The sequence below is a fragment of the Ferrimonas pelagia genome, from assembly GCF_039543565.1.
GTDB lineage: Bacteria > Pseudomonadota > Gammaproteobacteria > Enterobacterales > Shewanellaceae > Ferrimonas > Ferrimonas pelagia.
This window is the reverse complement of sequence record NZ_BAABJZ010000061.1, coordinates 1-15,376: the sequence shown is the minus strand read 5'-3', so window position 1 is coordinate 15,376 and position 15,376 is coordinate 1. Positions and strand designations below refer to the sequence as shown.

General features: G+C 57.5%; 5 protein-coding genes. 2 read left to right on the top strand and 3 right to left on the bottom strand.

Features of this window, described 5'->3' with window-relative positions; genetic code table 11:
- Positions 1-486: 486 nt before the first annotated feature.
- The 3 genes from cls to ABEA08_RS10045 all read right to left on the bottom strand — a co-directional run bounded on the left by cls (position 487) and on the right by ABEA08_RS10045 (position 6,102).
- Positions 487-1,947 (bottom strand): cardiolipin synthase, encoded by a 1,461-nt coding sequence (gene cls / locus ABEA08_RS10055; RefSeq protein WP_345335162.1) that lies wholly within the window; start codon positions 1,945-1,947, stop codon positions 487-489.
- A gap of 75 nt (positions 1,948-2,022) precedes the next feature.
- Positions 2,023-2,853: an endonuclease/exonuclease/phosphatase family protein gene (locus ABEA08_RS10050; RefSeq protein WP_345335161.1), complete on the bottom strand. Its 831-nt coding sequence runs from the start codon at positions 2,851-2,853 to the stop codon at positions 2,023-2,025.
- 90 nt (positions 2,854-2,943) lie between these two features.
- The gene (locus ABEA08_RS10045) at positions 2,944-6,102 is read right to left on the bottom strand and encodes a fibronectin type III domain-containing protein (RefSeq protein WP_345335160.1); all 3,159 of its coding nucleotides are present in this window, start codon (positions 6,100-6,102) and stop codon (positions 2,944-2,946) included.
- Positions 6,103-6,313: 211 nt separating this feature from the next.
- On the opposite strand from ABEA08_RS10045, the gene ABEA08_RS10040 reads away from it, so the two are divergent.
- On the top strand, positions 6,314-6,799 hold the full coding sequence (locus ABEA08_RS10040; protein WP_425557354.1) for a lipocalin family protein: 486 nt from the start codon (positions 6,314-6,316) through the stop codon (positions 6,797-6,799).
- A 211-nt stretch (positions 6,800-7,010) separates the two neighbouring features.
- Positions 7,011-15,029, top strand: coding sequence for an RCC1 domain-containing protein (locus tag ABEA08_RS10035; RefSeq protein ID WP_345335158.1), 8,019 nt, complete (start codon positions 7,011-7,013; stop codon positions 15,027-15,029).
- Positions 15,030-15,376 lie beyond the last annotated feature (347 nt).

The window sequence follows — 15,376 nt, the reverse complement described above, 5'->3', positions numbered from 1 at the left end:
TAGGACTGATATCGCTGCTGGGTCATTATCAGCGGCTCAAAGGTTTAACTTGAACCGCCGTGGTACGGAACCGTATGCCCGGTGGTGTGAGAGGACGGGGGCCGCAAGGCCCCCTCCTACTCGATTGTGCCAAGCACGGCACCGTGTATTGACCGCGATGGCTCTGCTTTCCGTGGTTGCGACCGGATGACGGGCTGAAGTGCCCAGTGCTGGCCTGGACTCGAAGCCGCTCGTGGGTTGGCAATGGTGCCTACCGTGAGGTGGGAGCTGAACGACGTCGATGACAACGCATGGGGTTGAAGTAACCATGAGAGCTGGCCACGGCAGGCGAGTCGGCCCCGGCTATTGGGTGGGGACTTGTTGGTGTTGGCAGCATAATTTTGATTGCCCGGCGGCGCGGAGGCATCGCCGGTAAGAGGTTGGTCGAAGGCTCAGGATCCTGCTCGGCAAGCCGGCAAGGCTCAGAGCGTCATTGCGCGGCTTGGACTAGAGCAGCGGCGCAAACATGTAGAAGAACTGCTCGGTCAGCTTATGACGCAGCGAGCGCTGCTGCCACAGGGTGTGATCCATGGCGTAAGACTGGTTGCGGTACTGCTCCATCAACTGCGCCAGCTCCTGACAGAAGCTCTCATCGTCCAGCGCCATGGTGATCTCATCATTGAGACGCAGGCTGCGCATGTCGAGGTTGACCGAGCCGATCAGGCAGTAGTCGTCGTCGATCAGCACCGCCTTGGTGTGTAGCAACCCATCCTGGAAACGGTAGATGGTGACGTCGGCGCTGAGCAGCTCATTGAAAAAGGAGCGGCTGGCCCAGCCCACCATCAGCGAATCGTTCTTATCCGGCAGGATCAGTTCAACGCGCACGCCGCGCTGCGCCGCGGTGATCAGGGCTTCGAGCAGATGTTCACTGGGGACGAAGTAGGGCGCACATAGGGTGATCCGCTCACGGGCGTGGTAGATCCCCAGCAGCAGCACTTTTTGGATCACGCCATCTGGCAGGGTGGGGCCGGATGGGATCACCTGCAGGGCATCCGTGAGGTGCTCGGTGTCCGGTCGGTTGTCGGCCTGGGGCAGGCTAGGCAGGGTGCGCTCACCGCTCTCCACTTCCCAGTCCCAGGCATGGATGGCCGACAGGGTGGTGACTGCGGGACCGGTCAGGCGGACCATAACGTCGATCCACTGACCGACGCCGGCATTTTGCTTGAAGTAGCCGGGATCGACTAGATTCATCGAGCCGCTGTAGCCAATGCGATGATCCAACACGATGATCTTGCGGTGTTGGCGCAGATCCATCCGTCGAAAGAACATCCGCAGGGCGCTGACTGAGAGGGCTTCAACGATCGCCACACCGGCGCCGCGCATCCGCTTGGGCCAGGGGCTGTTAAAGAAATCCCGGCTGCCTGCGGCATCCAGCAACAGCCGGACGCTGACGCCGCGTTGCGCCGCGTCGATCAGGGCTAGGGCGACGTCGTCGGCCTGCCCACCTGGGTGCCAGATGTAAAATTGCAGTTGGATCTCGTGCTGGGCTTCGGCAATGTCCTTGAGCAGGGCGGCAAAGATGGTGTTCGGGCTGCGCAGCAAGAGCAGCTGATTCCCTAGGGTGCTGGGGATCCCGAGTTGCTTGAAGCACAGGTGGTGAATGGGGTGAGCGTGGGGGCCCATATTGCCCTGATGTTGGCGGTGGCGCTGCTCCAGCTCGCCAAACCATTGGCGATACGCGTTAAACATCTGCGCGGCGCGTTCGCGGCGGCCACGGCCAATGTTGCGCTCACCAAACAATAGGTACAGGCCCACCCCCAGCAGTGGCAGGATGTAGATCACCAGCAGCCAGGCGGCTGAAACCCCAACGCTGCGGCGCTGTAGGGCAATACGCAAGGAGACGCCGGCCACCAGCAGCCAGTAGAGGATCACGCCCACCAGGCCGATGATTTGATAGATCTGGTCCATTTACTACCGATTAAATCTGAAACGTCAGATATTTAAAGTCATGTTAGCAGCGAGAACAAGCGCGTTCGTTGATTTCTATGGCCTGTTTGGCAAAAAGGCAAACTCGACCAACAAGGGGTGATGATCGGAGCTTTGGTATTGCGCCAGAGTGTGCGCTTGGCTGACGCTCAGATGGGGGCTGTGGTAGATGTGATCCAGCGGCTGGCCCATGAAGGCGCTCACCGGCTGACTGAATTGAACGGCTTGCAGTTGCAGTTGCTCGGCGATCTGATCCAGCTGCTGGCGTCGGGTGGGATTCCAGCTGTTGAAGTCGCCGGCCAGGATCATCGGTCCGCTGTGGCTAAGTACCTGTTGGCGCAATTGCAGCAGCTGGCGCTGGTAGTTATGGGTGGTAACAAAGTTGATGGCATGGATATTCACCAGCAGCAGGGTATCGTCGCGCTGGCTGAGGGCAAACTCGGTGGTGAGAAACAGCTTCGGACTGGCTAAGAGGGGCTCTTTGGGATCCGACAGGTAGGCCTGGCTGGCGATCGGCGCCGAGCGGCTGGCGGTGGCGACGCCGGAGGCTTGTGACTCGTCGAGCTTCAGGTTGGCGGCAAACTGCTGGCCAAAGCCGTCGAAGCCGGGATCTTGGCTGAGATCGACGTTGATCTCCTGAAACGTCAGAATTTGGGGGGCATAGTCTCGCTTTATCGCAGACAGCTCCTGCTGCCACTCGGGAGCCTGTCGTTGTTTATAAATGTTCCAGTTGAGCAGGGTTAGGGTTTCGCCGCTCAAGTGCGTCGCCGGATAGTGTCCCAACTGCCGGATCTGCGCCTGCTCCTCCGGCGCCGGACAAGCGGACAGAGTGAGCGTGCACAGCAGTGCAATGGCGAAGGGGCGTGAGGCGCGAACGACGTTTAACATACTCCAGCCTAATAGCAGCAATGGCCCCCAGCCTAGCGCGGTTGCACCGACGCTGCAAACCGGCGCTGTGCCGCGCCGGGATAGCAGACGTTATTGTGGGCCCACATTGAAGTTGATCTCCAACACCTCGACGTTGCCATCGGTGATGATCTCCACGCTCAGCAGGTGGCTACCCGGGGTTAATTCGCGGGTATCAAACGGTCGCGCGGGCCGACTGCCGCCGGCGGTACCGGCCAGATCCCATGGCGCGTTGTTTTCTCTTTGCTCGACGCTGTTGCGTTCGGGATCGTCCAGATAGAAGCGCACTTGGTCTGGCCCCTCTTCCGGAGTGACAAACACATAGATCTCACCGGTCACGGTTTGGCCTTCGAGTGCTACGGCGGCACTGCGATCTGGGCTAAGCGACAGCCAGATCGCGCTGTTGCTTGGTAGCGGTTCTGAGCGCAGCTGCAGATCGACCGTTAGGATCGCGCTGTCATCGCCCGCTGCGGCGCGGATCTGACCTTGGTGCTGACCGACGGCGAGGGCACTGGCATCCAGCGCAATGCTGATGCTGGCCGGGGTTTGCACTGAGGTGGGACTGACGCTGAGCCAGGGCACGTCGCTACTGAGGCTGGCGGTGGTCGATTCTCCGGCACTGAGATTGGCCGAAAGCGTTGCTGTGGTGTCCGGCAACTGTAGGCTGGGACTGAGGCCGGTTGGGCTAAAGACCAAGCCTTGCGGTGGTGGCGGGGGCGTGCCCTCATTGGCGACGGTAAAGCTGGCAAACAGCGAGAGCGTGCTGCCATCGTTGAGCTCAAGATCGGTCCGTAGTTGGTAAACCCCGTCGCTGAGCGCTTGGGTATCAAACGCTCGGGCGGAGCGATCACTTTCGGTGCCGCCCAGATCGAACGGCGCGGTGCTTTCGCGTTTGACTTGGCTGAGCTGCGTCTGGCCGAGGAAGAAGGTGGCACGCTCGACGCCGTCGTCCGGCGTGGTAAAGACATAGATCTCGCCGGACACGGTTTGACCGTCCAACAACACGGCATTGGTGCGTTCTGGGTTGTTGGCCAGCACGATCTGATACTCACCGGGCTCCGCCGTGACATTAAGGCTGATCGGCACGCTGCGGCTGCCAAAACTGCTGTCTATCACTATCTGGGTTTGATAACTACCGGCGCCGAGCCCCTGGCTGTTGGCGGTTGCGACCACGGTGAGCGGGGTTTCGCCGCCATTGCTGGACAGCGTCAGCCAGTCCGCGTCTTCGCTAAGGGAAAGGCTTTCGACCGGAATGCTGTTGATGTTCAGTGCCTGGCTCTGGCTGTCGTCGACCGCCTGGCGGAAGCTGAGGTGGGTGGGACTGACGGTCAGCCCCGGTGCACCATCGCAACTGTCGGCATAGCGAAACTGGTCGGTGAGCTGAACCGGTTGCCCGGCCAGCACGCCATAGGTGTTCATGATCATGTCGCCATTGGCGGCAAACACCAACTGACCGAAGTGGTGCATGCTGTTGTCGCGCGCGGCGGTCCAGTAAGGCGCGGGATCGTCTCGCCAGGGAGAGAAGCCGGCGTTGCGATTACTCAGCTTGCCAGCGGGGCTGATCTTGACCCAGCTGATCCCATCATTGCGGGTGTAACAGCTGAGCGAATCGCTGGTTGGGGTGTTGTTTTTCGGCACGTCAATCAAGGGAAAGGTGCGCTCAAACGATTGGTCGTGCGAGGTCAGCACCAACTTGACACCATGGGCTTCAAACAGCGGCGCCAACTGGGCGCGCAGATCCTTCGCGTCGGGGTGGTTGGCGCCATTGGAAAACGGGGCGGCATGAAAATAGGGCACGATCCAGCGGTAACCTCGGCCGGCGATCTCGTTAAAGTGCGCGGTTAACCATTGCAGCGCCTCGTCCGGCATCGGGAAGTTTTCTCGCAGCCCGTACACCGCAATGAAATGCACGTTGTCGACGTCAAAGGCGTACATGCGGCCATTGTCCCAGCCTGCGGGCGTCGGGAAACGCGCACGCCAAGGCTCAAAGCCTTCGTTGAGGATGATCTCGTGATTGCCCCAGGTGGGCATCATGGGCACCCGGCTGGCGATCTCGTACATCTGATCAAACCAGGCATCGATGCTGCGCTCGAGGGTGCCGTAGCGGTTGTCGGTGTTGTAGTAGATCAAGTCACCGCCGGGCAGCAGCAGCTCAGGGGTCATGGCGGTCATGGCATCGATCACCGCTTGGGTTCTGGTCGCCAGTCCGTCGCCGCGCCCCACCAGCCCGGTATCGGCAAAGTAGAGCAGATCCCACTCGCTGCCTGAGGCCGGCGCGCTTTGGGTTTGGTAGATCTGGCTGACGCTTTGCGGCCGGATCTGCACCCGGTAATCGTACAGGGTACTGGGGCTCAAACCGCTGGCGGTGGCCTGATGGTAGAGCCCGTCGGCGTTGCTGTGGCGCACGCTGCCACTGGCGCTTTGCCATTGCGAGGCCCCACTGGCGCGGTACTGGAGCAGGGAGTCGGTGCCGTCGTTGGCGCTGAACCAGACGGCGGTGAAGCTGTCGCTGCCCTGATCCCACGCGAGGTGCAGCTGCGGGGCGTGATCGGACAGGGCGCCGACGGTCAGTTGGACGGTCAGGCTGGTTGGGGTATGACCATCGGCACTGAGACTGATATCCGCCTGGTAGCTGCCAGCGGTCAGCTCGTTGGTATCGGCTGCGATGATCAGCTCGCTTGGCAGCACGTTGCTGTCCGCGCTGACGCTGAGCCAAGGCGCGTTCTCGCTGAAGGCAAAGGCAGCCGCTTGGCCGCCGGAGCTCGACAGGGTGGACACGCCGCTGAGCAATTCACCACTGGAACCGGTTAGGGTGATCGTGCTGGGCTGCAGTTGCAGTGCCAGTTGGCTTGCCTCGTTATCGATGGTGACAGTGGCGCTCAGCTCGATCGGATCCCCCTGAGTGGGGAACAAGGTGGCGCTGATCACATGCAGGCCATTGCTGAGCTGGCCGGTATCAAAGGGGCGCGCTTGGCGATTGGACTCGGTGCCTGCCAGATCCCACGGGGCATTGTTCTCAGTTTGTTCGTCGACGCCATCGATGGCGAAGCGAACCTGCTCCAAGCCGCTGTCGATGTCGATGAAGATGTAGCGCTCGCCGGATAAGATCGCACCCGCTAACGGCTGAGGCTCGGTGCGATCGGCAAAGGCGGACCAAGAGAGATCGTAGCCGTGCACGGGCGTCAGCCAGAGCGCTGCGATCAGCCAACCCCAATGGATATATCGACACATACAACAACTCCGTCGCTTACAACTGCGGGTGTGGCTTGTAAGCTTAGGTCATTGGGGGGAAACCGAAGCTCAGGGTTGTTGACGGATGGGCTGGGCTGATCCCTGTGGGGAGGAGCGGCATGGGTGATCCCGATGGTTCATACTGCGTACTGAGAGAGATAAAACAAACGAGTTCAGGGGATAGGGGATGCGCGGTCTGCGATTATGCTTGATGTGTTGGTTGCCACTGCTGGTGGCTTGTACGGGGTTGCCCGCTGGGGTTGAGCCAGTCAAAGGGTTTGAGCTGAACCGTTATCTGGGGGCCTGGCACGAGGTTGCCCGGCTGGATCATTCATTTGAGCGTGGCCTCAGCCAAGTCAGCGCGACCTACTCGATGCGTGACGATGGCGGCGTGCGGGTGATCAACCGCGGCTGGGATACGCAGACGGGGGAATGGCGTGAAGCCCAGGGCAAAGCCTATTTCGTCGGTACGCCGGACACGGCGCATCTGAAGGTCTCCTTCTTCGGCCCGTTTTATGGCAGCTACGCGGTGTTCTGGCTGGATGACAACTATCAATACGCCTTTATCAGTGGCAACACTAACGGCTATCTGTGGCTGTTGGCCCGCAGCGAGAGCGTACCCGAGGCGATCAAGCTGCAATTTATCGCTCAGGCTCGGGCTCTGGGTTTTAACCCTGAGCAGTTGATCTGGCTTTGAAGTCATTCAGCTGGGCTGCTGAGAAGGATATCTGCAGTCACTCGCGCAAGTGCATGAGTGGATGTGGTCGTACTCTTCCGTCGAGAGAGCAAAACATTCCGGCAATTGCATCTTAGTAACAAGAGTGACGGCAATCAGATTCAACACATTAACTTCGCTTTTCTATCCTGTACTATGCACGAAGGATTACCAATAAAAACAGGATGTTAATATGAGGTTAGCTCACTCTTGGGCGATGGTGTTGTCGGCTAATTGGCTGTTTTGCAGCGGGTTGGCGGCCAACACGGTTCAGGCTGTCGACGACGCTACGGTTGCACCGATCCCGGTTGCGATCGAGGAAGTGACAAAGGGCGTCAGCCTGCCCGATCCGGTAGAGATGGCCAAACGCGCGCAGTTCCGTGGGCCCTATCGCTCGTTAGAGCCTTTTGGTGATCAACGCTTTGATCCGGAAAAAAAGGTGCTTCGCTGTAAAGGCAAGGATTGTGACAGCGTCGGTCAGGAGTTGCTGATAAAGATGGCGCCCGCCGATGGCATAAGTCGCTTCAGCGTTGATCCACAAGTTGAGTTAACCAGCGCCGTTGCCGGACTGGAGATGGAGCCGCTGTTTAAGGCGGGCGTCAACAGCATGCGCCGTTTCGGCGCCATGTCTGATCAGGAACAGCAAGCGCGCAAACAGCTAGCGCGTTGGTATCGCGCCAAACTGCCTCGTGGCGGTGATAGAGAGGCGCTGATCACACAGTTGGCGGCGCGATCTGACATTGAATGGATTGAAGAGCCACAGGTGCGGGCATTGACTGGTAAACCGGCCGTCAGCAGCAGTGACTTTGACGATCCCCGTTATGCCGAGCAGTGGCATATCCCCAGCACCCAAACGCCGGAGGCATGGACCTACTTGGAAGGCAAAGACCTTCCGACCGGTGGACATGGCGACATCGTCGTAGCGGTGATCGACTCCGGGGTGGATTATACCCATCCGGATCTCAAGCTTAATATGTGGGTCAATCAGGGCGAGACCGCCAACGGCCAAGACAGCGATGGCAACGGCTTTGTTGATGACATCCACGGCGTCTCTGTATTGGGCTCCAGTTGGGATCACAACGGGGATCCCATGGACGACCATGGCCACGGAACCCATGTGGCTGGCATCATCGCCGCCCGTGCCAACAACGGTGAGGGCGGCGTGGGCATTGCCCACAATGTGAAGATCATGGCGATCAAGGCCGCCCAGTACACCGGCATTTTGACCTCGGCCGACATTGCCGAGGGCATTCACTACGCGGTGGAGCATGGCGCGGATGTGATCAACATGTCCTTTGGTGGCACCGGTTATTCTCAGGCGGAGCAGGACGCATTGGGGCTGGCGTTTGGCCAAGCAGTGTTGGTGGCCTCTGCGGGTAATAACGGCAGAACCAACGATCCGTATTGTGATCCGCTGAACTTTGAGCGCATGTATCCGGCGGCCTACCCGTGGGTGGTCGGCGTGATGGCTGAAGCCGAATTCCCTAATGGCAACGGCGATAAGCTGGCGGGTTTCTCCAACTGGGATTGCATCGCCGATGATAACGTCGAATATGAGTTGATGGCGCCGGGCAGTAATATCCTATCCACCATTCCCGGTGGCGGTTACGCCAAGTGGGACGGTACCTCGATGGCGGCGCCTGTGGTATCCGGCATTGCAGCGCTGGTGCGTACCCGGTTTGACGATAAAGCCAAGTATTCCTCACGCTTTATCATGGGTCAGGTGGCGGCCACCGGTCAGGTCACGCAGGGCATTACCTATGATCCGAAAAAAGCGCCGCTGAGCTATCACAGTGTGGATGCTTATCAGGCGTTGACCAATACGCCCAAGCCACAGTTGAGCTATCTGGAGCACTATCTGTGGGATGAAAAAGCCACCAGTGACGCCAATAACAACAACGGCAAGGTGGACGCGGGTGAGACCATTGATCTGGCGCTGATCGTCCGTAACCAATGGGGTCAGGCGGACAATGTGCAGGTGACGGTGGCGGCACAAGTCGATGGCGCGATCGGGCCGGATCCTTACGTCGAGTGGCTCATTGACAGTGTCAACTACAACTCAGTCGGCACCTTTGGCAATGACGATAACGGTTTGATCTACGACGGCGAAGGCGTGGTCACCGGGGTGGAAAATCCGTTCCGCTTCCGGGTTCGCGAAGATACGCCCAACAATCACGTCATCAATTTCCAGGTGAATTTTACCGCGCAGAACGGCCTGGATCCGGATGACAGCAACACTTATCAGTTCCAAAGCGAATTCCAGCTGTTGGTGAGCAGAGGGATCGAATTGCCCTCTATCCTATCGGGGGATCTGCCCGGTACTCCGGGCGGCGACTTAGATACCGACGGCGTGGCCGATGGGGTGATCACCCTGGATGCCAATGCGCTGTATATCATCGACAAGCCGGTGTTGATCGAAGCTGGGACCACGTTAAAAATGGGCCCCGGTGTGCAGGTGCAGTTTTGGGGCAGTCAACCGGATGACGTCTATGCCCAGTTTAAAAACAGCTATCTCCAAGTGGATGGTTCGCTTATCGTCGAAGGAACGGCGGATGCGCCTGTGGTCTTGGCACCTTCAACATTGTTTCCCGACCGTATGGTGGTAATTCGAACCTCGGGAGGATCAAACATTGATGTACAGTTTGCAGAACTAACAAATATAAAGTTAGATGAATACACTAATGCCAAGTTTGATCGCGTTGAGTTTAAACGAGGTCAAGAGTCTTTGCACCTCTATTATACGAGGAATCCAGATACATATTGGGAGTACGAGTCATCGATCAAAATATACGGTTCCGAAGTATATAATAGTCGCTTTACCGGATTGGGATATCCAGCGCAGTGGTACTATTATTCTCACGTTAGATTACCAAGGAGTATTTCTGGTAGTCTAATTGATAACTCTTTTGTACAAAATGTTCATGCATATTACTTCAGTGACGGAGAAGTTAGTGTAAGCAGCTACGACGAAGTCGGCTCTAACAATACTTTCCTAGGTAATGTGAAAAGTACATCTTATGATGGTCTGGCGGCTTCTAAATTATACAAGCCTACAAGTATGTCGGCTAGTTATAGTGTTGAAGCACCTCTAGCATATAATGGCAAAATATACTATCGAACTTCATTGTCTGGTTGGAATTGGCAGGACGCACAGCGTTTTGTTGATAGCCTGTCTGCTAATGGCCACCTGCTGACGGTTTCGGATGAGGCAGAGTTTGATGCCATCTCAGATTGGTTGTATGGCTTTAAGAGTGATCAGTGGGATGAATGGAGTAGCCGGGCTAATGTCGGCTATGTCCTGCAGGAAAGCGGTGACTATGTTTGGAGCAATGGGGAGTCTCCTACTTACGATTTCTTGGATGGGCAAGTCTACTGGCCGAACCACAGCCATGATCCGGAAGTGGTGACCATTGATGGCGTTCAGCCATTCTTACCCTATTTGCATAGACAGCTCGAAGAACGGAAGTGGGATATAAATTGCGGAGGTTCTGGTACCGACCCTGCCGCTTGCGACTTTGAGCCGGAAGGTGAGCTTACCGAGGAGTGGCTTGAACAGAGGTTGACTAAATTTGCAGACGATCATGCATGGTATCGCCTCGATTCAATGCTCAAAAACCAAGGCTATGATAATTATGAAGCGTGTCGCTCTGATAACTATTACCAGTGTGCTAATGCTGAAACAGACGCGCAGTGGGTAATAAACCAGAAACAGTCGTGGTTTGAAAGTTGTCTAGGAGGATATCAATACGCCTGTAAATATCAGCCAGTTGATTATCAGGAATTCAAGCGCTCCTGGGGCATAGAATATCGAACGCTGAAAAATGAACGCGTTCGCCCTGATTACACCACCGACGCCTTTATTCTTGAGCTGGAAACGGACCCAGGCGTCAACACGGTTCGTTCCGCGCTTGAGCTGTTTATCGAGACCGATTTCCAGTCCGACAGTGCCTTCCGCAATAACGCCATCTTGAACCGCTATTGGGACCCGAACCCCGACCGTTGGATGCAGATCGAAACCGCTACCCGCAGTGGCGATAAGGCGTATGAGGACTTCAGCGGCAACTTCTGGGGCACCACCAGTCAGACCTTGATCGACCATACCGTGGTCGACTATCACGATGACTTTAACCGCAATGTGGCCAAGCTGGATCCGATCCTGATCGACGCGCCGGAGTCCGCTTACCCCTTTGTCGCCGATCTGCAACTGCTCGATGGCGATGGCAACCCCCGTCCGGACGGCAAGTTTGGTGCCGAGGCGATGATCTGGCGGGCCAAGTTTAACCGAGATATGGACACCGACGTTCAGCCCAAGGTGTTCTTCGGTCCGGATTTTCCTTACACCGATTTCCCGGTGGCGGGTGACTGGATCGACGCTCGTACTTGGCAAGGCAAGGTGCATATCTCGCCGGTGGCCTCCGACGGCTATCAATACGCGCGCATTCAAGGAGCGGTCGCCGCTGATGACGCCTGGCTGGTGACCGGCAATGACTATGCCCGCTACCGTTTCCATGTGGCCAGTGGCGGTTTGGAAGCCTTGAACCTGCAAGCCAGTGGCGGTGAAGGCTTTGTCGAGCTGTCTTGGTCGCAGGATGATTTCGAGACCCTGTACGGGTTTAACCTGTATCGCTCTACTGAGGCCAATAGCGGCTACCAACGCATTCATCAGTCGATGATCGACAACGAAACCCGTACTTATCGGGATGAAAACGTCGAGCCGGGACAACTGTATTACTACCAGTTCCGGGTGATGTCGGCGGCTGGGGAGTCCGATCCCTCCAATACCGCTTCAGCGACGCCGGTGGATACGGTTCCGCCTGTGATCAGCCATACGCCGGTGGTATCGGCGGGTTACGGTGCCAATGTCTTGGTGCAAGCCACGGTCACCGACAACATTGCGGTGCAAGGGGTGAGCCTCTACTACCGCACTCAGGGTCAGGGGAGCTATCAGACGCTGGCGATGACCAGTCAGCAAAACAGCGTCTATCGCGCCACCGTTCCCGGTAGCGTGGTCCAGGCCCCGGGGGTGGAGTACTACATTGAGGCCACCGACGGCACCAGCTACGCCTACAGTGGGCGTTCCGCCACGCCCCATCGCATCGTGGTGAATGATGCCCCGGTGATCACCCAATTGTCACCGACGTCCGGCCCGGCCACTGGCGGTACTGAGCTGACACTGGTGGGCAGCAACTTTAAATCCGGTGCCAGCATCAAGCTGGGAGAAAGTGAGTGTGAAGCGCCGCAGTTGATCAGCGGCAGTGAATTGCGCTGTATTAGTGGACCTCAGGTGCCGAGCACGGTTGATGTGGTGGTGACTAACCCAGATGACAAGTCAGGTCGATTGGCCGGTGGGTTTACCTTCCAGTCCGCCGATGTGACGGTGGGGATCGCCGACTTTGAAGCGGGATATGGCCAAACCTTGGACGTGCCTGTCCGTGTCAGCAATGTTTCCGGCCTGAAGGCGTTTGAGCTGGATATTGATTTTGATAGCAGCTTGCTGCGCTTGGAGCAGGTGCGCAAGGGGGCTTTGGCCTCCGCCTGGAGTCTGAGCGATCACCAGCCAGCCGATGGTCAGTTGCGTCTGGCTGCGGCGAGCGGAGGCAGCAGTGCTGTCGGTGACGGTAGCCTGGTGATGTTGGAGTTCACGGTCATCGGCAACGAAGACATGTCCGGTGATATCGACGTAGTCAGGGCGGCCTTGAATGACGGTGCCATCGAGACCACGCGTTACTCAGGCTCCGTGTCCGTCGTGGCCGGATATGCCTTAACCGGTGGCATCACGCACTGGTTAGGTCACGCACTGGCAGACACCCAAGTGGTGCTTGATAACGGTACGTCATTAAGCAAAACCAATGAGCAAGGACAGTACGCCTTGGCAGGTGTGCGCTCTGGCGCCCACACCTTGCATGCAACCCGCGAACAAGGCAGCGAGGCGATCACCGCTTACGATGCCTCATTGATGCTCAAACACATCACAGGCAGTGAGTCGCTCACAGGCTTTGCTCTGATGGCAGCGGATCTTAATGGCGATGGCAGCGTCATGGCGATGGAAGCCAATGCAGTCTTGGAGTTTGCCGCTGGCTTGACCAGCTTGCCGCTGCCTGGAACGCCCGCCATGTGGGGCTTCTCACCGGCCAGCTACCAATATGATGATCTGCACTCCGACCTCGGAGGGCAGGACTTTATCGGTTGGTTGATGGGCGATCCGTCCGGCAATGTGTCTGGCGACGCGATGAGCCAGCAATCCGATGCCACTGCACTGCTTTACAACCGTCGTGAGCTAGCGGATGGACTGATAGCATTGGATCTGTATGTTGGCGGGGTGAACAGTCAGGTGTCCGCCATCGACGCCATCTTCGAGTTTGACCCAGCACACGTTAGCTTGCAGCAGGTATCGCAAGGGGTGGTGACTGAAGATTGGAGTGCGGTGATCAATGGGCAAACACCGGGACGCCTGCAGATCGCTATGGCGTCAGCGAAACCCTTGCCGGCCAATGGCTCGGTATTGACCCTCAACTTCACTCGTTCGACAGCTCTTGAGAGTGCGTTATCACTGGGCAACCTGCAGTTGAACGAGCAGCCAGTGACGATCGCCCCAATGCCGGTGATCAATGCACCGTCTGACGTGGATGGCGATGGGATCCCCGATTATTGGGAGCTGGAGCATGGACTCAATCCGTTTGATCCCCGCGATGCCGATGAGGATTGGGACGACGATGGCCTAACCAACCGTGAGGAGTATGAATCCGGAACGGATCCTAGCAATCCGGATACCGATGGTGATGGTGTGCTCGACGGAGACGATGCCTTCCCGTTGGATCCAAACGAAAGCCAAGACAGCAATGGCAATGGCATTGGTGACAATAGTGATCCTGACATCGACGGCGATGGCGTAGCGAACTTTGTTGATCCAGCCCCGCGTGATAAAGCGGATAAGGATTTTAGCCAGTTCCTGAAGCCTGAGCTGGGCGGCTCCAGTTTGGCGCTGGCGCAGTCATTTAGTGCCATGCTCGATAATCAGGGGCGTTTGCAGCTCCAAGGCGCGGGGCCGGATGACAGTGCATCTGTTGGGCTTCGTACCCTGTCAGGTGATGCGATGTTCAGAACCATTGCGGCCGGCGAAAGTCACCTGATGGCGTTGGATGTTGAGGGCCGTTTGTATGGCATTGGCTCGAACGATCTCGGCCAGTTAGGGCTCTCTGATCGGACGGCGCGGACAACGCTCACGCCGTTGGCGCAGGAGTCGATTTGGTTGCAAGTGGCAACCGGCGCTGCGTACACGGTGGCGTTGGATCTTGATGGCCAGCTGTGGGGCTGGGGCCTGATACCGGGCCAAGATGAAAGCATCACTGCACCTGTACAGGTAGATGCGTCACGCCGTTGGTCTAAGATCGCAGCCGGTCAGGATCACCTGCTGTTGATTGATGAGCTGGGTCGATTGTTTGCCATGGGGCAGGGCGACGAAGGGCAATTGGGCCAGGGAGATCTGTTGGTGCAGTCGCAACCGGTTCAGGTCGGGCAAGCGTCGGATTGGGTGCGGATCTCTGCCGGTCAATCGCATTCACTGGCCATTGCCGCGGATGGTAGTTTGTGGAGTTGGGGCGCCAATGCTGATGGTCAATTGGGATTGGATGACAGCAGCCCACGGTTGATCCCGAGTCGTGTCGGCCAGTCAACGCGCTGGACCGGACTTCGCGCAGCAGGCAATGTTTCCTTGGCTCAACAGAATAACGACAGTCTGTGGTTGTGGGGCAATAACAACGCCGGGCAGTCGGGCCAGGGAGATGGTAGTGCCATCCACCAGCCACGGAAGTTACCCACCGGGTGTGACCTCATTCGTTGTGTTTGGCAGCACACTCAACTGGGCTTTGATGGTGTGATGGCCGTCGACCAGCAAGGGCAGCTCTTCAGTTGGGGCGATAATCGCAGCCAACGCCTGATACCAACATCAACGAGTCTGGTCACGGAGCCCACGCAGTTAAATTCCAGCAAAGACTGGGCAGTGGACAGCGATCGTGATGGTATTCATGACGCGGCCGATCCCTTTGAGGATGATCCAATGAGAGCTTGGGTGTTCGCCGATGAGCCGGAGGAACCGGAGGAGCCCATTGATCCTGATGAGCCAGATACGGGCAAAAAGTCGTCCGGTGGCGCCTTATCACTCTGGCTTATTGTCATCATGGGGTTGGCATGGCGTCGTCGTTGGCATCGATAAGGCCGCGCTGGCTTAACCTAAGTTGATTTTTCAAAGGGCGCTCGTTGAGTGCCCTTTTTTGTCCCTTCGGTTTGGGCGGGTGGCTTTGTGAGTCGACCTTGAGTCTTTTGGGGAGCGATGACCGGGACTCGGAGCGGTCGTCGGATCGACGCTGTTAGGTTAGATAAAGTGCCATCGAGGTGGCTGGGTGGGCTTGCTTACGAGTTCAGGGATAGAGGTCCGTTATACCAATTCCATTATCTATTTGGTCAGTCTGGCCCATTCCCTGCTGCAAAGATGCCGCACTTGTTCTGCATCTTTTCGAAAGCTGTTCCAAGCATCTGCAACCTGGTCGACAATGTGGTCAT

What these genes read in the sequence shown, in the direction of transcription:
- ABEA08_RS10040 (WP_425557354.1), top strand. Translation starts at nt 6,314, where the DNA reads ATGTGTTGGTTGCCACTGCTGGTGGCTTGTACGGGGTTGCCCGCTGGG.
- ABEA08_RS10045 (WP_345335160.1), bottom strand. Translation starts at nt 6,102, where the DNA reads ATGTGTCGATATATCCATTGGGGTTGGCTGATCGCAGCGCTCTGGCTG.
- ABEA08_RS10035 (WP_345335158.1), top strand. Translation starts at nt 7,011, where the DNA reads ATGAGGTTAGCTCACTCTTGGGCGATGGTGTTGTCGGCTAATTGGCTG.
- ABEA08_RS10050 (WP_345335161.1), bottom strand. Translation starts at nt 2,853, where the DNA reads ATGTTAAACGTCGTTCGCGCCTCACGCCCCTTCGCCATTGCACTGCTG.
- cls (WP_345335162.1), bottom strand. Translation starts at nt 1,947, where the DNA reads ATGGACCAGATCTATCAAATCATCGGCCTGGTGGGCGTGATCCTCTAC.